Raw genomic sequence first — 18,865 nt, 5'->3', positions numbered from 1 at the left:
ATTTGACTCGGATTGAGTCGAAAAACATATCATGGATCTACGTCAACTCAGGTACTTCGTCGCGGTGGCCGAAGAGCGGCATTTCGGCCGTGCGGCCCAGCGTCTGTCGATGACCCAGCCCCCGCTCTCGCAGCAGATCCGGGCGCTGGAGGCGTCGTTGGGGGCCCCGCTTTTCGTGCGGACCAACCGGTCGGTGGAGCTGACGGCCGTGGGCCGGCAACTACTGCCCGAGGTACGGCGCATTCTGGCGGACGCCGACGCGCTGCCCGCGTTCGCACAGGGGCTGGCGCATGGGGAGGTCGGCACGCTCTCGCTAGGCTTCGTCTCCACGGCGGACTATGGCATTCTGCCGCCGCTGCTGCGCGAGTTCGGCGAGCGCTATCCGCGCGTGCGTCTGCAACTGCTCGAAGCGACGAGCGACGTGCAAGTCGAGGCGCTCATGGATGGACGCATCGACGCCGGCCTCTTCATCCCGCCGGTGCCTGCCCGTTACGCCAACGAACTGTCCTATCTGCCGATCGTGCGCGAACCGCTGATGCTGGCGTTGCCGGCCGGGCGGGGCATGGCTGCCGGCGACGACACCGCTGCCGACGCCCAGCCGGGCGCCCCGGTCAGTCTGGCCGACTTCGCCGACGAGCCGCTCGTCATCTTCCCACGGCGCGTGGCGCCGGCGTTCTACGACATCATCATGGGCTGCTACGCCGCACTTGGCCTCACGCCGCGCGTGGGGCAGGAGGCCATTCAAATGCAGACCATCGTGAGCCTGGTGTCGGCGGGCATGGGCGTGGCCCTGGTGCCGCAATCGCTGTGCCATCTGCGCCGCACCGGCGTGAACTATCGCGCGCTGCGCGAGACGAGCACCCTCATCGAGACGGGCCTGCTCTGGCGCACGGCCGAAGTCACCCCTGTCCTCGAAGGATTTCTCGAAACGGCGCGCGCGGTGGCCCATACCCCACCGGGGGCAACGCTGACGAACTGAAGGTCGCTGTGATTGGCGGTGCCCGCCAGGCCGCCGCGATAGGGGGCGCTCGTGGTATTGTGCTGCCCATCCCAACGCCTGCCGGTTCAGTTGCCCAGGCGAGCTGTCGCTGGCGTGCCACTCGACGGCAGCAATGGGTTGCCTTGACAGCGCATCCGCCCTCCGACGGAACTTTTGTTCACGAATCGATTCTTCTGATCCATGCTGATTCATCCTCAATTCGACCCGGTCGCGATTCATCTCGGCCCGCTCGCCATCCGCTGGTACGGCCTGATGTACCTGGTCGGCTTCATTCTGTTCCTGGTCGTGGGGCGCGTGCGCGTGCGCCAGCCGTCCATCGCCGCGCAAGGCTGGAAGGTGCAGGATCTCGACGACATGCTGTTCTATGGCGTGCTCGGGGTGATTCTTGGCGGACGTCTCGGCTACGTGCTCTTCTATAAGCCGGCGTTTTATCTGGCGAATCCGATCGACATCTTCAAGGTGTGGGAAGGCGGCATGTCGTTCCACGGCGGGTTCCTTGGCGTGCTCGTCGCGATGTGGCTGTTCACTCGCCGTCGTGGCCATTCGCTGCTTGAAGGCACCGATCTCATCGCACCGATGATCCCGCTGGGGCTCGCTGCCGGTCGTCTGGGCAACTTCATCAACGGGGAATTGTGGGGACGCGTGACGTCACCCGATTCGCGCTTCGCAATGTTGTTCCCGCAATCGGCGGGCGAAGACGTTCAGTGGGCGATGGCGCATCCGCAGGCGATGGCCGATCAGGCGATGGCGGCGGTGTTCGCGCAATTCCACGGGCTGCCCCGCTATCCGTCGCAGTTGTTCGAATTCGCGCTCGAAGGCGTGGCGCTGTTCCTGCTGTTGTGGTTCTTCGCGCGACGCGCGCGGCCAGTGGGCGCGGTGTCCGCCATGTTCCTGGTGGGCTACGGCGTCTTCCGCTTCCTCGCGGAATTCACGCGTGAGCCCGATGCGTTCCTCGGCTTGCTCTCGTTCGGGCTGTCGATGGGCCAATGGCTGTCGATGCCGATGATCGTCGCGGGCGTCATCATGCTCGTATGGGCGTATCGCCGCCAGCCAGCGCGGTCTCGCGCCTAAGGCGTCGGCAGGCGCTGCGCCATAGAGAATCAGCCAACGGGCCGCCGGAGACGTTTCCTCCGGCGGCCCGTTGGCTTTTGGGGCAAGCTTCAGCTCGCCTTGCGCTCGAGCGCGCGCAATGAGGCCATCAGATCAGCGAAGCGCTCGCCCTGCACGGTGACGTGGCCGCGAAGCCGTTCCGATGCCGCGTCGGCATCGCCCGCTTCAATGGCGCGGAACACGGCGTCATGTTCGGAGAACGATTGGTTCGGCCGGTCGCGTACGCGCAGTTGCAAGCGGCGGTACACGCGCAGTCGTCGGTGCAGCTGCAACGCCGTTTCCTGAAGATAGGTGTTGTGACTGGCCTGATAAATCAACGCGTGGAAATGCGCGTTGACTTCGTAATAAGTGTCGATGTCCCGCGCCTCGGCCGCCGCCCGGCTGGCCTCGTGCGTCTCGCGCAATTCGGCCAGTTCCTCTTCGGTGATGCGGCGCGCGGCGAGGCGCCCGCACATCGATTCGAGTTCCGCCATCACTTCGAACATCTCGCATAAGCGCTGCGGGTCGATCTGCGCGACCACGGCGCCCCGGCGAGGACGAATCTCGATGACCCCCGACGACGCCAATTGAATCAATGCCTCGCGCAGGGGCGTGCGCGACACGCCGAACGCGCTCGCCAGTTCAACTTCGTCGAGACGCATGCCGGGCGGGTACTCGCCCACGGCAATCTTCTCCTCGATCGCCTGGCGTAGCGCTTCCGATCGCTTCGGTTTTACGGTCATGACGCTCTCGCTGGGTTGTGTTTCGGTCCCGTCGCACGGGGCTCAATCGGATTCATGGTTGTCAAAGTAACGCTTGAAGCCCGCCTTGAAGATCGGGGTATACGCCGAAAATGTATTATTTTGACGGTCAATTTGTATACACCATGCTGGATTGACTATACGATTTCATCCCGAGAGCGGCAACTCGCGCACTCGAAATACCAAAAATCAAAGCAGTCATCCGTACATGCAGTGCCGGCGAACCGGTGGTGCACCCGCGGCGGGAAGCAAAACCCGCAGCGGGCGATGTCAGGCACCGGGCTTCGCTGGTTCACCACTGACAGAAGTGACAGGAGACGCCATGGAGACAAATCATTCCCCGCTGCGGCGGCAACTCATGCTCGGTGCCGCATCGGCACTCGCCACCGGCGGCTTGGCCAGCCCATGGGGCAACGCATTCGCGCAGTCCGGCCCGCTCAAGATTTCCCATCAATTCCCCGGCGGCACGCTCACCGAAGGCGACTTCCGAGATCGGCTCTGCCGCAAGTTCGCGCAGGAAGTCGAGAAGCGCACCCACGGCGCGCTGAAGTTTCAGGTCTATCCGGGCAGTTCGCTCATGAAGACTAATGCGCAGTTCTCGGCGCTGCGTCGCGGAGCCCTTGATCTTTCGCTCTATCCGCTGCCCTATGCCGGGGGCGAAGTCCGCGAACTCAACATCGGGCTGATGCCGGGGCTGGTGACGTCCTATGCGCAGGGCGCTGCGTGGCGCCACGGCGAGATCGGCAAGGTGCTCACCGATGTGCTGGCGGAGAAGAACGTCGTGATCGTGAGCTGGGTCTGGCAGGCAGGCGGCGTTGCGAGCCGCGCCAAGCCGCTCGTTTCGCCTGACGACGCCAAGGGGCTCAAGGTGCGCGGCGGCAGCCGCGAGATGGACATGATGCTCAAAGAGGCCGGCGCGGCCGTCATTTCGCTGCCGTCGAACGAACTCTACGCCGCCATGCAGACGGGCGCGATGGACGCGGCGATGACTTCGTCGACGAGCCTGATGTCGTTCCGTCTCGAAGAGGTATCGAAGCATCTGACCACCGGGCGCAACAAGTCGTATTGGTTCATGCTCGAACCGCTGTTGATGTCGAAGCAGGTCTTCGACAAGCTGCCCAAGGACCAACAGCAGGCGATTCTGCAAGTGGGGGCGGAACTTGAGTCGTTCGGCACCGAAGCCGCCAAGGCCGACGATGCGCAGATCGCCAGCGTCTATACCAAGGCCGGCGCGAAGGTCTACGACCTCGACGAGGCAACGGTGATGAAGTGGCGCGACATCGCACGACGCACCGCGTGGAAGGACTACGCGGGCCGATCCGACACCTGCGCGAAACTGCTCGCGCTCGCCCAGCAGGTGCCTGCATGAGTGGGGCCGCCGTGAGCGCGGAACCGGCGGCGGCACGCACTCGCCTGCTGCGGCGGCTCGACGCCCTGTTACAGGGCGTGAGTCGTCTGCTCATGGTCGTGTGCATGTTGGCGCTGGTCGGGGCCGCGCTCGTGCTCAGTTACAGCGTGTTCGCGCGGCACGTGCTCAAGCTCGCCACCGACTGGCAGGACGAAGCCGCTGTGTTCCTGCTGGTCGGCGCGACCTTCGTCTCAGCCGCGCATGTGCAGCATTTGCGTGGGCACATCGGCATCGAAGCGATCACGACCTTGCTCTCGCCGCGCGTGAACCGGGTGCGGCGCTGGTGCGTGGACATGGTCTCGTTCGCTTTCTGCGGCTTTTTCGCATGGAAGTCGTGGACGCTGTTCTGGGAAGCCTATGTCGATGGCCAGACGAGCAGTTCGACGTGGGGGCCGCCCCTGTCGATTCCGTATGGCCTGATGGCCTTCGGCATGACGTTGCTCACGGTGCAATTGCTGTTGCAAGTGGCGATTGGCGCCGGCGAAATGGGAAAACCTGCGGGCCATGACGCACCGCTCGGATCGGATCGTACGGGAGGGCATGCATGAGCGAACTCGGTATCGGATTGCTCTATGGTGGCGCGACGCTCGTCGCCATGTTCTCGGGCATGCCCATCGCATTTGCCCTGGGGGCCGTGGCGGTGGCGTTCATGCTCGGCTTCATGCCGGTCTCGTCGCTCGATACGATCACGCAGAACGTCTATGAGGAGATGGCGAGCATTACGCTGCTTTCGATTCCGCTGTTCATTCTGAAGGGGGCCGCCATCGGCAAGTCACGCGCGGGTCAGGACCTCTATCTGGCATTGCACGCGTGGATGCGCCGGATTCCGGGCGGTCTGGGCATCGCCAATGTGTTCGCCTGCGGGCTGTTCGCCGCGATGGCCGGATCGAGCCCGGCGACGTGCTCCGCGATCGGCAGTGCAGGGATTCCGGAGATGCGCCAGCGCGGCTATTCGCCGGGATTCGCCGCGGGGATCATCGCGGCGGGCGGAACGCTGGGCATTCTGCTTCCGCCGTCGATCACGATGATTCTCTACGCGGTGGCCGCAGAGCAGTCGCTCGGGCGGCTGTTCCTCGCCGGAATCGTGCCCGCGCTGCTGCTGGTGGGGCTTTTCTCTTGCTACGCGGCGTGGCGCTACCGACACGAGTATGCGCGCGCGCAAGTGGCCCTCGCCCGCGACGGCACGCCGTCGCCGTTCCCGAGCGAGCCGCCGGCCACGATGCGCGAGAAGCTGGCGCTGTTGCCGCGCGTGCTGCCGTTCGTGACGCTGCTCATCGGCGTGATGGCGGCGCTCTACGGCGGCTATGCCACGCCGTCGGAGACGGCTGGCCTCGGCGGCCTGCTCGCGATCGGGCTCATCGCCGTGATTTATCGGATGTGGAACCCGCGTCAGCTTGCGCCGATTCTGACCGGCACGTTGCGCGAGTCGACCATGCTCATGTTCATCATCGGCATGTCGCTGCTTTATTCGTACGTAATGAGCTATCTGCACATCAGCCAGTCGGCGGCGCAATGGATCGTGGGGCTGCATTTGTCGCGCTGGGTGCTGCTCACGGCCATTCTGCTGATGGTGGTCGTGCTCGGCTTCTTCCTGCCGCCGGTAAGCATCATCCTGATGACCGCGCCGATCATTCTGCCGCCGCTGCGGGCCGCCGGCTTCGACCTGGTGTGGTTCGGCGTGGTGATGACGATCGTCATGGAATTGGGGTTGATTCATCCGCCCGTAGGACTCAACATCTTCGTCATCAAGAATACGGCGCCCGACATTGCGTTGCGCGACATCGTGTGGGGCGTGATGCCGTTTGTGGTGTTGATGGTGCTGGCCGTGGTCCTCATTTGTGCGTTGCCCGGCTTGTCGCTGTGGTTGCCGGATCGACTGATGGGATGAGAGCGCTTTCACGAAATGCGGCAATATTCGCTGGAGGGTGCGTCATCGCGGTATAGCCGGTGTGCTTGCCTACCCGGGCGCAATGTCAGGAAGCCATGAAGGATGAGCCAATCATGTCAGCCATGTCCGTTCCCGTCTCGTTGAGTCCGTCGGAGATGGACTCAACGATGGCCGCGTCGTCTACCGCGATGGCCTCGTCCTCGCCATCCGCGTCGTCGCCTTCCCAACCGGGGCGGGGCACGCCCGAGACCGTGTCTGACGTGAGCGCGCCGGTACCGTCGCCCAAGCCGTCGCTCGGGGCGCGCCTGGGACAGTGGTTCGGCCGCGGCGGCGGTAAATCGGGGGGGCACGGCGGCGGGCCGAAAGACGGCAAGGACGGTAAAGGGAGCGCCAAGGTCACGCCGGCAACGCTGTCGCCGCGTGCGCAGAGCGCGCTGCGGCGGCAGTTGACGCTGTGCCTGGCGGCGCGGCTGACGGACTCCGCCGCCAACGACGCCGCGCGCGATTTCATGACGCGCTACACAGCGGCGTCGCCCGACACGCAACTGGCGCTGCTCGCGGTCGTCGCCGACGCTTGTGCGAGCGACGGCTCCCCGGGGGCCGAGGTCGGCAGGGACGGCGACGGTGCCAGTGCCAGACGCGCGGCCAGCGGGTTGGCCGGTGCGCTCGGCAGTGCGCGTGTGCGCTTTCTCAAGCGCTTCAATGCGCTGCCCGATGGCCTGCCGTTCCTCGTGCGCTGGCGCGCCGACATGCTGGAACACCGCGCGGTGTTGCCCGGACTCGCGGCGCTCGAAGAGGATCTCGGCAGTCTCTTTTCGACATGGTTCGACGTCGGACTGCTGGAATTGCATCCGATCACGTGGGATTCGCCGGCGTCGCTGCTCGAAAAGCTCATGCGCTACGAAGCGGTGCATGAGATTTCGTCGTGGGCGGATCTGCGCAACCGGCTCGATTCTGATCGCCGTTGCTATGCGTTCTTTCATCCGCGCATGCCGCGCGAGCCGCTGATCTTCGTTGAAGTGGCGTTTGTGCCCGAGATGGCCGCCGACGTGCATTCGCTGCTCGACGAGAAGGCGCCGCTCGAGGATCTGCGTCGCGTGCGCTGGGCGATCTTCTATTCGATCTCGAACACGCAGCCCGGCCTGCGCGGGGTGAGCTTCGGCAACTTCCTGCTCAAGCGCGTGATCGACGAACTGCAAGTCGATTTTCCGAAGCTGCGCAATTTCGCGACGCTCTCGCCGATTCCGGGGTTCAACGACTGGCTCAAGTCGCTGTCGACCCTGGCGCTTGTGCAAGTGCTTGGCCCAAAGCGCGCGAAACTGCTGGGGCAGGAGGGGGCGCCGGCGCCCGATGTCTCCGGCGCGCAGATGGTGGCGTGGTTGCAGGCCTCTGCCGAGCGCAAGGGCGCGCAAGCATCGCAGCGCAGTCTTGGCGAAGCGCTGGCCGCGTACTATCTGGCGCGCGAAACCGTGCGGGGACAGCCGCGTGATCCGGTTGCGCGGTTCCATCTGGGCAACGGCGCGCGCGTGGAGCGCATCAACTGGCATGCCGATCTTTCGAAGAAGGGCGCGAAGCAGTCGTGCGGCATGATGGTCAATTATCTATACGAGCCCGACGAACTCGACGCCAACCTTCAACGTCTCATCGACGGCGAACCCGCCCTTGGACGCGCCGTGGCGAGGCTGCTCTGAACATGACGACGCTTTGGTATGCAAACCAGTATCTACGCCCATCAACCGCATGGAGGAACGCGTGAGTGAAGTCCTGCGCGATGATCGTTCGCTTGACGACGGATGGGTCACGCTGACGCTGTCGAATCCCGGCAAGCTCAATGCGATTTCGGTCGCCATGTGGCGTGCCCTGCGCGCGCATCTGCAAGCGCTCGACGAGGACGCGCGCGTGCGCGCCATCGTTATTCGCGGGGCGAAAGGTCACTTCGCGGCCGGCGCCGATATCGAAGAGTTTCCGCTCGAGCGCGGCAGCTACGACGCGCTGCGGCGCTATCACGGCGAGGTCATCGGGCCGACGCTCGACGCCTTGGCACATTGCCGGCATCCGAGCGTCGCGCTGATCGAGGGGGTGTGCGTGGGCGGCGGCCTGGAGATCGCGGCGCATTGCGACTTGCGCATTGCCGGGGAGGGCGCTCGTTTCGGCGTGCCGATCAACAAGCTCGGCTTTCCAATGGCGCCCGGCGAACTGCGCGGCGTGCTCGCCCTGGCAGGCCGCGCGACAACGCTCGAAATCTTGCTGGAGGGGCGCGTCTTTGGCGCGGCGGAGGCGCGCGAGAAAGGACTGCTTACGCGCGTGGTGGCCGACGACGCGGTGGAACACGAGGGCTATGCGTGCGCGCGGCGTCTCGCCGCCGGCGCGCCGTTGGCCGCCCAACTGAACAAATGGCTGATCGCCCGGTTGGCACCGACCGTGCCGCCGTTGTCCGAGGCCGAATGGCAAAATGCGTTTTCGTATTGGGATTCGCACGATCACCGCGAAGGGGTGGCGGCATTCCTCGAGAAGCGCCCGCCTGACTTTTTGGGGCGGTGAGCGACGCCACGTCGTCGCTGCTTTTTTTCCAGTCAACGCATCCACTGTTTCAAATCCGGTTCTGTTTATGACGCAAGACACCAATCTCTACCGACTTTTTGCCGAGCGTTTTCCCGCCGATAAATCGGCGTGCGCGATCGAGACGCCCGAAGGGCTCTATTACAGTTGGGACGACGTCGAGCGCGCGAGCGCTCGCATGGCGAACCTGCTCGCGAGTCTCGACCTGACACCTGGCGCACGTATTGCCGTGCAGGTCGAAAAGTCGCCGGAGGCGCTGCTGCTCTACCTCGCCACCTTGCGCGCGGGGTTCGTGTATCTGCCGCTGAATACGGCATATCGCGAGGGCGAGATCGCTTACTTCGTCGAGAACGCCGCGCCGGATGTCGTGGTGTGCAGTCCGGCAAATTTCGGCTGGGTGTCGAAGGTTGCGTTCACTAACGGTGCGAAGCACGTCTATACGCTCGGCGACGATCGTACGGGTTCGCTGCTGGAGCGCGCGGCGTGGTTCGACGACTCCTTCGAGACGGTGCCGCGTGCGCCAGATGATCTCGCCGCCATTCTGTACACGTCGGGCACGACGGGCCGCAGCAAGGGGGCCATGCTCTCTCACGGCAACCTCGCGAGCAACGCGCGCGTGTTGCACGAGTTCTGGGGATGGGGCGAGCGCGAGGGCGGCGACGTGCTGCTGCACGCGCTGCCGATTTTCCACGTGCACGGGTTGTTCGTCGCGAGCCATGCGGCGCTGTATTCCGGCAGCAAGATGATCTGGATGACGAAGTTCGATGCACGTGAAGTGCTGCATCAACTTTCGCGTGCCACGGTGTTCATGGGCGTGCCGACGTATTACGTCCGGTTGCTGGCGGAGGCGGGGCTCGATCGCGAGGCGTGTCGCAACATGCGGCTGTTCATTTCTGGCTCGGCACCGCTGTTGAGCGAGACGTTCGACGCCTTCCGCGAGCGCACCGGCCATACGATTCTGGAGCGTTACGGCATGTCCGAGACGGTCATGCTCATCTCGAACCCGTATCGCGGCGATGCGGCGAGCGTGCGCCGCGCGGGTACGGTTGGCGTGCCGCTGCCGGGGGTGACGGTACGCGTGGTCGGCGACGACGCACAGCCATGCGGGTCGGGCGAGATCGGTCACATCCAGGTCAAGGGGCCGAACGTGTTTGCCGGCTACTGGCGCATGCCGGAGAAGACCGCAGAAGAGTTCACCGACGACGGCTTCTTCAAGACGGGCGACGTTGGAAAGTTCGATGAGCAGGGCTATGTGCACATCGTCGGTCGCTCGAAGGATCTCATCATCTCGGGCGGCTACAACGTTTATCCGAAGGAAATCGAGGGCTTCATCGACGAGATGGACGGCGTGGCCGAGTCGGCGGTGATTGGCGTTCCGCACCCGGACTTCGGTGAGGCGGTGGTGGCCGTCATCGTGCCGCGCGACGGTGCAAAGGCACCCGACGAACGAACGGTCATCGACACGCTCAAGCAGCGTATCGCCAACTTCAAGGTGCCCAAGCGTGTGCACGTCGTCGCCGAATTGCCGCGCAATACGATGGGCAAGGTGCAAAAGAACTTGCTGCGTGAGCGCTTCAAGTAAGCGCGATGCAGCATCGCGCGTCGGTCATCCAATATTGAACGTAAAAGAATGCCGCCCTCGACGGGGCGGCATGATAACTCACCTAACAACGTGCGGGCCCGCGCGGCTTACTTCATCTGCACCGTACCCGAGACCGTCACGGTCACCTGCGTTTTGCCGCCTTCGAGCTGCATCGGCGGCGCGGCGTCGGCGCCCGCACTCATGGCCATTGCCTTCATCGCGTACGGACGCGGCATCATCGGCGCGTTCGCACCGACCTGCACCTGACGGATCGTGTAGCTGCTGTAGCCGAAGGCCTTCGTGTTGTTCTGCGCCTGATCGCGGAACGCCTGGATGGCCTGATTCGTCAGCTCGGCCTGGGTCTTCTCCTGCGCTTCACGCGAGAGCGAGAACGACACGCCGTCCATCTGCATCTGGTTCGAGATCTGGCTGGCGAGACGCGATGCGGCACCGAAATCCTTCGAAGTCATTTGCAGTTCGGTGCGGCCTCGCCATGCGGTGATCTTGCCGTCGCGGTTGGTCGTCGGGTAGAGCGAGACGTTACCGGTCTGAACCTGCACGGCATTCTGGCCCTTGGCCACGGACATCGCGCTGTTGGCCTTCTGTGTGAGATTGCGCGACACGGTCGCGGCGTCGGCGCCTTGCTCCTGCGCGGACATCGTGATGTGAACGGTGTCCTGCTCGACTTCCTTCGTGGCGTGCGCTTCGAGGCCCAGTACACCCGAGACCTGACGGTTGGCATCTTCACCCGACTGGGCGTAGGCGACATTGGCGGCGGTGGCGATCAGCAGCGCGGCAGCGAGAGATTTGCGCATCGTATTGTCCTTTTTCGAGTGAGAGTTCGCCTGGGCGTGGCGAACGGTTGACCGGTCGCTCGCGCGGCCTTCGCGGCATGACGCTCGCCACATGATGGCGTGTCATGCGGTCATGGCCACAGGCTATGCCGGTGTCGGCAACCTGATACAGACGCTATCGCAACCGGGTTGGTTCCCCCGACACTTTCAGTCTTCAAGCAGATGCCGGGTGATGAACTTCCAGTGTTTGGGCGCCACGGGGGTGATCGAGAGACGGTTGCCGCGGGCGAGGACCAACATGCCGTCCAATTCCGGCGTCTGACGCATTTCCGTGAGCGGCATGAGGCGTGTCTTGCGATCCAGTTTGACGTCGACCAGCAGCCAACGTGGCGATTCCGGCGCCGACTTGGGATCGAAATAGGGACTCTTGGAGTCGAACTGGGTAGGGTCGGGATAGGGCGTCGACGCCACCGTTGCGAGTCCGGCGATACCGGGCACCGCACAGCTCGAATGATAGAAGAGCACGCCGTCGCCCACGCGCATCTCGTCGCGCATGAAGTTTCGTGCCTGATAGTTGCGCACGCCCGTCCACGCCAGGGTCTGGTGCTTCGCGCTGGCGAGATCGTCGATACTCGCCTCCTCGGGTTCGGACTTCATCAACCAGTAACGTTGCGTCATGCCGTTTCAGAGTTAAAGTTGTTGTAACGGTAGCAAACATCGCTCAAATTGACCAAAAATCGACGCATTTTGGATGGATGGGTTGCTGCGCTGCGATCCTTGGCCAAATCCTATACTATGCGTTTGTGATCTTCGTGTGACGATTGATGTGACCGGTTGGCGGAGTGCCCTGTCCGATCTCGCAACGGGCAAGTGCTCGATGCGCTTGTCAACCCGCCATTCACACAGGTCGCGCGTACGTGCTTGAGCGATACATGTTCAACCCCCTATGCCGATAGGAGCGTGTCATGGCAGCAGAGCCGTCTGTTCGAACCAATGCGTTCATCTTTTATTCCCTCGCGACGGTGTCGTTCATCGAGACCAGCGTGCCGGAGTTCGTCTCCACGCTCAACCAGATGTATGGCGACGACGACGAGATGAGAACGTGGCTGCGCGATACCTGGCTGCCCGAGGAAGTCGAGCACGGGCGGCTCGCCAAGGACTACATCGCGCGTGTCTGGCCCGAGTTCGACTGGGCGCCGGCGTACGACGCATTTCTGGAACGCTATAAGCCGCGGTGCGATGTGCAGCACATGCGGCCGTCGCTGGCCCTCGAGGCGCTTTCACGCTGCGTGACCGAGACGCAAACGGCCATGATCTACCGCTGCCTGGAATCCTATATGCCGGTCGAGGAACTCAAGCAGATGATGCACAAGCTGAGCAACGAGGAGGTCGGCCACTATCGCTATTTCCGCAAGACATTCGATCGGTACAACGCGGTGGAGCAGCGCGGGGTGATCCGGCGGCTGAGAACCATGGTCGAGCGCAGCGAACTGGTGCGCGACGAGGACATTGCGTTCGCGTTCGAGCCGCTCAATCGATTCTGGCGCACACCGCCGCCGTTCGAGACGATGACCTGGGACGCGTTCCTGGCGATGTCGGGCGATGTGATGAAGCAGTATATGCCTGTCGAGGCGGCCACGCGCATGATGTTCAAGCCGCTGGAGACGGGATCGTGGTGGCGCGACCGTCCGGTCAAGGCGCTGCTGAGCTTTATGGTGCGCCGGCAGTATCCGCAACTGGGCAGCGAGGCGTGAGGGTGCCGATTGTCGGAGCCTCGCGACGGTTCGGATGACGGATCCGATCGCGGCAGACGAAAAAAAACCCCGCCGAGGCGGGGTTTTTTCGTAGTCGGTGAGAACCGTATTACTTGTTCGTGCCGACGACTTCGACTTCCACGCGGCGATCCGGTGCCAGGCACTTGATCAGCTGACCGCGGTTCTTCTGGTTGCAACCGGTCGTGACCGGGTTGCGCTTGCCCTTGCCTTCCGTGTAGACGCGGTTGGCTTCAACGCCCTTGCTGACCAGGTAGGCCTTCACAGCTTGAGCGCGACGCAGCGACAGACGGTCGTTGTACTTGTCCGAACCGATGCGGTCGGTGTAGCCCGTGGCAACCACGACTTCCAGGTTCAGTGCTTGAACCTTGCCAGCCAGGTCGTCCAGCTTGGCCTTGCCTTCCGGCTTCAGGATGGCCTTGTCGAAATCGAACAGGGCGTCAGCTTGGTACGTCACCTTCTGCGAGACCGGAGCGACCGGAACCGGAGCCGGTGCCGGAGCCGGTGCCTGGGCGATGATCGAACCATCGCACTTGGCATTGGCCGTGGCCGGGGTCCAGTAGGCATCGCGCCAGCACAGTTCGTCCGAGCCGTTCTTCCAAACCCACTCGCCGCTGCCGTTAACCCAGTTGTCGTTGACAGCTTGTTTCGAGGCCGCGATCGGACCCGGAGCGGTCTGGACATAATTTTGAGCCATAGCCGAAGCAGCCATCACTGCGGTAGCTGCAACGATCGCGAGCTTAGCGAATTTATTCATATTTCTCCTCTCGAAATGAGATTACCGCAGGGTTACTGCGAGCCTAGACGACGGTACCAAAGTCTTACATCGCTCGAAGTATAACATCGGCCTTTGCGTCAAAGCATGGCCCATGCACTTCGAATAATGTCTAACTTATGCCACGGCATTTTGCCATAGCGCTTCCGCCACCCGTGAGCAAAACCCCAAGTTTGCCGCCCGTCGTGGCGCAGTTGTGGTGTGAGCGCAACACCTTTTGAGGCCCCTCGCCAACCGTTTCATTCTTCGTCGTCATCGATCGTTTTGGTATGCCGGACATGTCTTGTGCATCGCATCACGCTCGTTTCGGATGCCAATGACGGGCATGTTAGAATCTTAAGATCATATCGCCGGCAACCGCCTATCGCGATTAGGGTTTGATAGATACGAATAATGGATCAGTTCGCCAAAGAAACTCTCCCGATTTCGCTTGAAGAAGAAATGCGGCGGTCGTATCTCGATTACGCCATGAGCGTGATCGTCGGCCGCGCCCTGCCAGACGTGCGCGACGGCCTGAAGCCGGTGCACCGCCGTGCACTGTTTGCCATGCACGAGTTGAATAACGACTGGAACCGGGCATACAAGAAATCGGCACGTATCGTCGGTGACGTCATCGGTAAGTACCACCCGCACGGCGACGCCTCTGTATACGACACCATCGTTCGTATGGCGCAGCCGTTCTCGCTGCGCTACATGCTGGTCGACGGGCAGGGGAACTTCGGCTCGGTCGACGGCGACAACGCCGCTGCCATGCGATACACCGAAGTGCGCATGGCCAAGATCGGCCACGAGCTGCTCGCGGACATCGACAAGGAAACCGTCGACTTCGGTCCGAACTACGACGGCAGCGAGAAAGAGCCATTGATCTTGCCGGCCCGCATCCCGAACCTGCTGCTCAACGGTTCGTCGGGGATTGCGGTCGGCATGGCCACGAACATTCCGCCGCACAATCTCAACGAAGTCGTGGAAGGCTGTCTGCACGTGCTCAAGCACCCGGAAGCCACCATCGACGAACTCATCGAGATCATTCCGGCCCCGGATTTCCCGACGGCCGGCATCATCTACGGCATCTCCGGCGTGCGCGAGGGCTACCGCACCGGTCGCGGTCGTGTGGTGATGCGAGCGAAGACTCACTTCGAAGACATCGATCGCGGCCAGCGCGTGGCGATCATCGTCGACGAGCTGCCGTATCAGGTGAACAAGCGCTCACTGCTCGAGCGTATTGCCGAGCTGGTCAACGAGAAGCGTATTGAAGGGATTTCCGACATTCGCGACGAGTCCGACAAGAGCGGCATGCGCGTGGTGATCGAACTCAAGCGCGGCGAAGTACCCGAGGTTGTGCTCAACAATCTCTATAAGCATACGCAGCTGCAAGACACGTTCGGCATGAACATGGTGGCGCTGGTCGACGGCCAGCCCAAGCTGCTGAACCTGCGCGAAATGCTGGTGCACTTCCTTGCGCACCGCCGCGAAGTGATTACTCGCCGCACGATCTACGAACTGCGTCGCGCCCGTGAGCGTGGGCATGTGCTTGAAGGTCTGGCGGTAGCGCTTGCTAATATCGACGACTTCATCGCGATCATCAAGGCGGCACCGACGCCGCCGATCGCGAAGGCCGCGTTGATGGAAAAGGCGTGGGATTCGTCGGTCGTGCGCGACATGCTCGCGCGGGCCGAAAGCGATACGCAGGGCGGCCGTGCGGCCTACCGTCCGGAAGGGCTCGACGCCGCCGTGGGCATGCAGGCCGATGGACTCTACCGTCTGTCGGAGACGCAGGCGCAGGAAATTCTGCAGATGCGTCTGCAGCGCCTGACCGGTCTGGAACAGGACAAGATCGTTTCCGAGTACAAGGAAGTGATGGCCCAGATCGCCGACCTGCTCGACATCCTGGCGCGCCCTGAACGCGTGACGGCGATCATCGGCGACGAACTGACGGCCGTGCGCGCCGAGTTCGGCGACGAGCGTCGTTCGACCATCGAACACAACGCCACCGAACTCGACACCGAAGACCTGATTACGCCGCAGGACATGGTGGTTACGCTGTCGCACTCGGGCTACATCAAGTCGATGCCGTTGTCCGAATACCGCGCACAGAAGCGCGGTGGCCGAGGCAAGCAGGCGGCCGCGACCAAGGACGACGACTGGATCGACACGCTGTTCATTGCCAATACACACGATACGATTCTGTGCTTCTCGAATCGCGGCCGCGTGTATTGGATCAAGGTCTATGAAGTGCCGCAGGGGTCACGAACCTCGCGCGGGCGTCCGATCGTCAATATGTTCCCGTTGCAGGACGGCGAGAAGATCAACGTGGTGCTGCCGGTCAAGGCATACACGGAAGATCGCTTCGTGTTCATGGCCACGAGCCTGGGCACGGTCAAGAAGACGCCGCTGACGGCCTTCAGCCGTCCGCTCAAGAAGGGCATCATCGCGGTGAATCTCGATGACGGCGACGTGTTGATCGGCGCGGCCATCACCGACGGTGCCCACGACGTCATGTTGTTCTCGGACAGCGGCAAGGCGGTGCGTTTCGACGAAAACGATGTGCGTCCGATGGGACGCGAAGCGCGTGGCGTGCGCGGCATGCAGCTCGAAGACGGGCAGACGGTCATCGCGCTGCTGGTTGCCGAGAACGAGCAGCAGTCGGTGCTCACGGCGACCGAAAACGGCTACGGCAAACGCACGTCGATCACCGAATATACGCGCCACGGCCGTGGCACTAAGGGTATGATTGCGATCCAGACGAGCGAACGCAACGGCCGGGTGGTCGCGGCGACGCTGGTCGAGCCGGATGACGAGATCATGCTGATCACGACCGGCGGGGTGCTGATCCGTACGCGCGTGTCGGAAATTCGCGAAATGGGCCGGGCCACGCAGGGGGTGACGCTGATCAGCCTGGACGAAGGCACGACGCTTTCGGGCCTGCAACGCATCGTCGAGTCCGATGCCGAAATCGCGGAGAATGGCGGTGATGCTCAAGATGGCGACGAGACGCCGGAAGCGGATGTCACGGAATCATGACTGACGTAACGCGATGTAAGCTGCGGGCGCATTACCCCGAAAAGTCAGTAGAATCTGGCTCGATGCAGTGAAGTGCCCAGGCGAGGATGCATCTATTTATCGCCGGACAAAGCCGGCGAACTTTGGAGTGACTATTACTATGCAACATAACGTCAAGAAGTGGATGTGGCTGCTGCTCGCAGCGCCGGCAATGGCGATGGCTCAACAAAGCGCCCCGATCGATGCCGACAAGAAGGCCGCCATCAAGGACCTGCTCGACGCCATCGACGCGAATAAGCTCGTCGCTGCCATCGGTGACGGCGCGCAGCAACAGGCGAAGCAATTGGCGCCGCAAGTGCTCGAACGCCAACTGGTCGCCAACAAGACGATGAGCGATGCGCAGAAGCAGGCCATTGTGCCGACGCTGCAAGAGCGCTCGGTGCAAAAGCTCGTCGAGGGGGCAGGCAAGGTCTTCACTTCCGACGCGTTCAAGAACGATGCCGTGCAAGCGCAATACGCGGCTTATGGCAAGTTCTACACCACCGACGAAATCAAGGGTCTGACGGCGTTTTACAAGAGCGCGGTCGGCCAGAAGTACATCAAGGTGCAGGATCAGGTTGGCCAGGAAGTCGTTGGCGGTCTGATGCAGAAGTACATGCCGCAATCGATCGACGCGACCAGCAAGCAAGCGGACGCAGAGATTGCCGCGGCTGCCAAGTCGGCACCGAAGGCGCCGGCCAAGAAGTAAATTTCGGCCGGTCCCGCTGGGATTGACCGATAATGGCCGTTTGCGAGCGATCGCAAACGGCCATTTTGCATTGACGGTGTGAACTGCCGGGTTTTGCTCGGAATTTTCCGGCAAAGCCATCGTCCAGCGGCGGAATTGGGGCGGACACCCGCACGTCGAAGGCATCTGGCGGTATAGTGGGTCTTCGCCGCCTCGCAAACGAGTCATCGTCAGACGTGAAACGCAAGCCGCACGGGGCAGTGTCCGTCGGCTTGCGTTTCACTTTTACCGTGGCAAAACATTATGACGCGCGCTTTCAATTTTTCGGCCGGTCCGGCGGCGCTGCCGGCCGAGGTGCTGGCACAGGCTGCCGAGGAAATGCTCGACTGGCACGGCGCCGGTATGGGCGTGATGGAGATGAGCCATCGCGGACGTGAGTTCATGAGCATTCTGGCGCAGGCGCAGGCCGATCTGCGTGAGCTGCTCGCCGTGCCGGAGAACTACCGGATTCTGTTCATGCAGGGCGGCGCGCTGGCCGAGAACGCGCTCATCCCGATGAACCTGTTGGGCGGCGAGCGTGCGGGAGAGCGTCGTACGGCGGACTACGTCGTCACCGGGTCGTGGTCGGTGAAGTCGCAGAAGGAGGCGCGCAAGTATTGCGACGTCAATATCGCCGCGAGCACCGAAGCCGAGAAGTTCACCCGCCTGCCGACAATGGACGAATGGCAGTTGTCCAAAGATCCGGCTTACGTGCATATCTGTACGAATGAAACCATTCATGGCGTCGAGTATTTCTGGACGCCCGATTTGGGCGCCGCCGGGCGGCCGAACGTGCCGCTCGTGGCGGACGTCTCGTCGCACATTCTTTCGCGTCCGATGGATGTGTCGAAGTTCGGCGTGATGTACGGCGGTGCGCAAAAGAATATCGGTCCGTCGGGGCTGACGGTGGTCATCGTGCGCGACGACTTGCTTGGCCGCGCGTTGCCGATCACGCCGAGTGCGTTCGATTGGAAGATCGTTGCCGAGAACGACTCGATGTTCAACACGCCGCCGACCTACGCAATCTACATCGCCGGTCTGGTGTTCCAGTGGCTCAAGCGCCAGGGGGGACTGGTGGCCATGGAGGCGCAGAACAAGGCCAAGGCCGATTGCCTCTATGGTTACCTGGACAGCAGCGAGTTTTACCGCACACCCGTCGCGAAGGATTGCCGCTCGCGCATGAACGTGCCGTTTTTCCTGCACGACGACGCATTGAACGAGTCTTTCCTGGCCGGCGCTCGCGAGCGCGGCCTGCTGCAACTCAAGGGCCACAAGTCCGTGGGAGGCATGCGCGCCTCGATTTACAACGCGATGCCGCTGGCCGGCGTCAAGGCGCTGGTCGATTATCTGCGCGAATTCGAGCGCAGCCACGGCTGACGAGGGCGAACGGCCGGCGCAAAAGGAATGTCCCGACGCGCTTCGGGACATCGCGCCAAGCACGGTCGAATCGCCCGCCCCTGTTCCACTGCAT

General features: G+C 62.8%; 16 protein-coding genes. 12 read left to right on the top strand and 4 right to left on the bottom strand.

Annotation, left to right across the window (positions count from 1 at the left end; genetic code table 11):
* Positions 1-31 precede the first annotated feature (31 nt).
* Both PanNE5_RS01350 and lgt read left to right on the top strand, forming a co-directional pair.
* A complete protein-coding gene (locus PanNE5_RS01350; protein WP_261939043.1) occupies positions 32-979 on the top strand; it encodes a LysR family transcriptional regulator in 948 nt (315 codons plus the stop codon).
* Positions 980-1,180: 201 nt separating this feature from the next.
* Complete coding sequence (lgt, locus tag PanNE5_RS01345; RefSeq protein ID WP_261939042.1) at positions 1,181-2,071, top strand: prolipoprotein diacylglyceryl transferase; 891 nt, start codon at positions 1,181-1,183, stop codon at positions 2,069-2,071.
* Positions 2,072-2,160: 89 nt separating this feature from the next.
* Here lgt and PanNE5_RS01340 read toward each other — a convergent pair whose 3' ends face one another.
* Positions 2,161-2,832 (bottom strand): GntR family transcriptional regulator, encoded by a 672-nt coding sequence (locus PanNE5_RS01340; protein WP_017235572.1) that lies wholly within the window; start codon positions 2,830-2,832, stop codon positions 2,161-2,163.
* A 340-nt stretch (positions 2,833-3,172) separates the two neighbouring features.
* On the opposite strand from PanNE5_RS01340, the gene dctP reads away from it, so the two are divergent.
* The 6 genes from dctP (at position 3,173) to PanNE5_RS01310 (ending at position 10,287) form a co-directional block, all read left to right on the top strand.
* On the top strand, positions 3,173-4,219 hold the full coding sequence (gene dctP, locus PanNE5_RS01335) for a TRAP transporter substrate-binding protein DctP (protein ID WP_017235571.1): 1,047 nt from the start codon (positions 3,173-3,175) through the stop codon (positions 4,217-4,219).
* On the top strand, positions 4,216-4,806 hold the full coding sequence (locus PanNE5_RS01330; protein ID WP_017235570.1) for a TRAP transporter small permease: 591 nt from the start codon (positions 4,216-4,218) through the stop codon (positions 4,804-4,806). Before dctP ends, PanNE5_RS01330 begins: the two co-directional genes overlap by 4 nt.
* On the top strand, positions 4,803-6,146 hold the full coding sequence (locus PanNE5_RS01325; protein WP_017235569.1) for a TRAP transporter large permease: 1,344 nt from the start codon (positions 4,803-4,805) through the stop codon (positions 6,144-6,146). The genes PanNE5_RS01330 and PanNE5_RS01325 overlap by 4 nt, the downstream gene beginning before the upstream one ends.
* A gap of 113 nt (positions 6,147-6,259) precedes the next feature.
* Complete coding sequence (locus tag PanNE5_RS01320; protein ID WP_261939041.1) at positions 6,260-7,837, top strand: malonyl-CoA decarboxylase; 1,578 nt, start codon at positions 6,260-6,262, stop codon at positions 7,835-7,837.
* A 49-nt stretch (positions 7,838-7,886) separates the two neighbouring features.
* Complete coding sequence (locus PanNE5_RS01315; protein ID WP_017232109.1) at positions 7,887-8,687, top strand: enoyl-CoA hydratase/isomerase family protein; 801 nt, start codon at positions 7,887-7,889, stop codon at positions 8,685-8,687.
* A gap of 67 nt (positions 8,688-8,754) precedes the next feature.
* Positions 8,755-10,287, top strand: coding sequence for a malonate--CoA ligase (locus PanNE5_RS01310; RefSeq protein WP_017232108.1), 1,533 nt, complete (start codon positions 8,755-8,757; stop codon positions 10,285-10,287).
* Positions 10,288-10,394: 107 nt separating this feature from the next.
* Here the strand turns inward: PanNE5_RS01310 and PanNE5_RS01305 are convergent, their stop codons facing one another.
* Together PanNE5_RS01305 and PanNE5_RS01300 are read right to left on the bottom strand one after the other, a co-directional pair.
* Positions 10,395-11,102 (bottom strand): SIMPL domain-containing protein, encoded by a 708-nt coding sequence (locus PanNE5_RS01305; protein WP_261939040.1) that lies wholly within the window; start codon positions 11,100-11,102, stop codon positions 10,395-10,397.
* 186 nt (positions 11,103-11,288) lie between these two features.
* Entirely contained in the window at positions 11,289-11,759 is a 471-nt protein-coding gene (locus PanNE5_RS01300; RefSeq protein WP_017232106.1) for an EVE domain-containing protein, read from the bottom strand.
* 287 nt (positions 11,760-12,046) lie between these two features.
* On the opposite strand from PanNE5_RS01300, the gene PanNE5_RS01295 reads away from it, so the two are divergent.
* Entirely contained in the window at positions 12,047-12,835 is a 789-nt protein-coding gene (locus PanNE5_RS01295) for a hypothetical protein (RefSeq protein WP_017232105.1), read from the top strand.
* 109 nt (positions 12,836-12,944) lie between these two features.
* Here PanNE5_RS01295 and ompA read toward each other — a convergent pair whose 3' ends face one another.
* Entirely contained in the window at positions 12,945-13,610 is a 666-nt protein-coding gene (gene ompA, locus PanNE5_RS01290; RefSeq protein WP_017232104.1) for an outer membrane protein OmpA, read from the bottom strand.
* A gap of 411 nt (positions 13,611-14,021) precedes the next feature.
* Between ompA and gyrA the strand changes: the two genes are divergently transcribed.
* From gyrA to serC, 3 genes are all read left to right on the top strand, one after another.
* Complete coding sequence (gyrA, locus tag PanNE5_RS01285) at positions 14,022-16,649, top strand: DNA gyrase subunit A (protein ID WP_150563143.1); 2,628 nt, start codon at positions 14,022-14,024, stop codon at positions 16,647-16,649.
* A gap of 139 nt (positions 16,650-16,788) precedes the next feature.
* Positions 16,789-17,376 (top strand): DUF2059 domain-containing protein, encoded by a 588-nt coding sequence (locus PanNE5_RS01280; protein ID WP_017232102.1) that lies wholly within the window; start codon positions 16,789-16,791, stop codon positions 17,374-17,376.
* Between the two features lie 282 nt (positions 17,377-17,658).
* Complete coding sequence (serC, locus tag PanNE5_RS01275; RefSeq protein WP_261939039.1) at positions 17,659-18,771, top strand: 3-phosphoserine/phosphohydroxythreonine transaminase; 1,113 nt, start codon at positions 17,659-17,661, stop codon at positions 18,769-18,771.
* The last annotated feature ends 94 nt before the right edge of the window (positions 18,772-18,865 follow it).

The organism is Pandoraea sp. NE5 (assembly GCF_024363545.1).
In the GTDB taxonomy this organism is placed as follows: domain Bacteria; phylum Pseudomonadota; class Gammaproteobacteria; order Burkholderiales; family Burkholderiaceae; genus Pandoraea; species Pandoraea cepalis.
The sequence above is the reverse complement of the archived record's forward strand: the minus strand, read 5'-3'. Positions and strand labels throughout refer to the sequence as shown.

What these genes read in the sequence shown, in the direction of transcription:
- PanNE5_RS01295 (WP_017232105.1), top strand. Translation starts at nt 12,047, where the DNA reads ATGGCAGCAGAGCCGTCTGTTCGAACCAATGCGTTCATCTTTTATTCC.
- dctP (WP_017235571.1), top strand. Translation starts at nt 3,173, where the DNA reads ATGGAGACAAATCATTCCCCGCTGCGGCGGCAACTCATGCTCGGTGCC.
- PanNE5_RS01330 (WP_017235570.1), top strand. Translation starts at nt 4,216, where the DNA reads ATGAGTGGGGCCGCCGTGAGCGCGGAACCGGCGGCGGCACGCACTCGC.
- PanNE5_RS01320 (WP_261939041.1), top strand. Translation starts at nt 6,260, where the DNA reads ATGTCAGCCATGTCCGTTCCCGTCTCGTTGAGTCCGTCGGAGATGGAC.
- ompA (WP_017232104.1), bottom strand. Translation starts at nt 13,610, where the DNA reads ATGAATAAATTCGCTAAGCTCGCGATCGTTGCAGCTACCGCAGTGATG.
- PanNE5_RS01315 (WP_017232109.1), top strand. Translation starts at nt 7,887, where the DNA reads ATGGAGGAACGCGTGAGTGAAGTCCTGCGCGATGATCGTTCGCTTGAC.
- PanNE5_RS01310 (WP_017232108.1), top strand. Translation starts at nt 8,755, where the DNA reads ATGACGCAAGACACCAATCTCTACCGACTTTTTGCCGAGCGTTTTCCC.
- PanNE5_RS01350 (WP_261939043.1), top strand. Translation starts at nt 32, where the DNA reads ATGGATCTACGTCAACTCAGGTACTTCGTCGCGGTGGCCGAAGAGCGG.
- PanNE5_RS01280 (WP_017232102.1), top strand. Translation starts at nt 16,789, where the DNA reads ATGCAACATAACGTCAAGAAGTGGATGTGGCTGCTGCTCGCAGCGCCG.
- serC (WP_261939039.1), top strand. Translation starts at nt 17,659, where the DNA reads ATGACGCGCGCTTTCAATTTTTCGGCCGGTCCGGCGGCGCTGCCGGCC.
- gyrA (WP_150563143.1), top strand. Translation starts at nt 14,022, where the DNA reads ATGGATCAGTTCGCCAAAGAAACTCTCCCGATTTCGCTTGAAGAAGAA.
- PanNE5_RS01300 (WP_017232106.1), bottom strand. Translation starts at nt 11,759, where the DNA reads ATGACGCAACGTTACTGGTTGATGAAGTCCGAACCCGAGGAGGCGAGT.
- PanNE5_RS01325 (WP_017235569.1), top strand. Translation starts at nt 4,803, where the DNA reads ATGAGCGAACTCGGTATCGGATTGCTCTATGGTGGCGCGACGCTCGTC.
- PanNE5_RS01340 (WP_017235572.1), bottom strand. Translation starts at nt 2,832, where the DNA reads ATGACCGTAAAACCGAAGCGATCGGAAGCGCTACGCCAGGCGATCGAG.
- lgt (WP_261939042.1), top strand. Translation starts at nt 1,181, where the DNA reads ATGCTGATTCATCCTCAATTCGACCCGGTCGCGATTCATCTCGGCCCG.
- PanNE5_RS01305 (WP_261939040.1), bottom strand. Translation starts at nt 11,102, where the DNA reads ATGCGCAAATCTCTCGCTGCCGCGCTGCTGATCGCCACCGCCGCCAAT.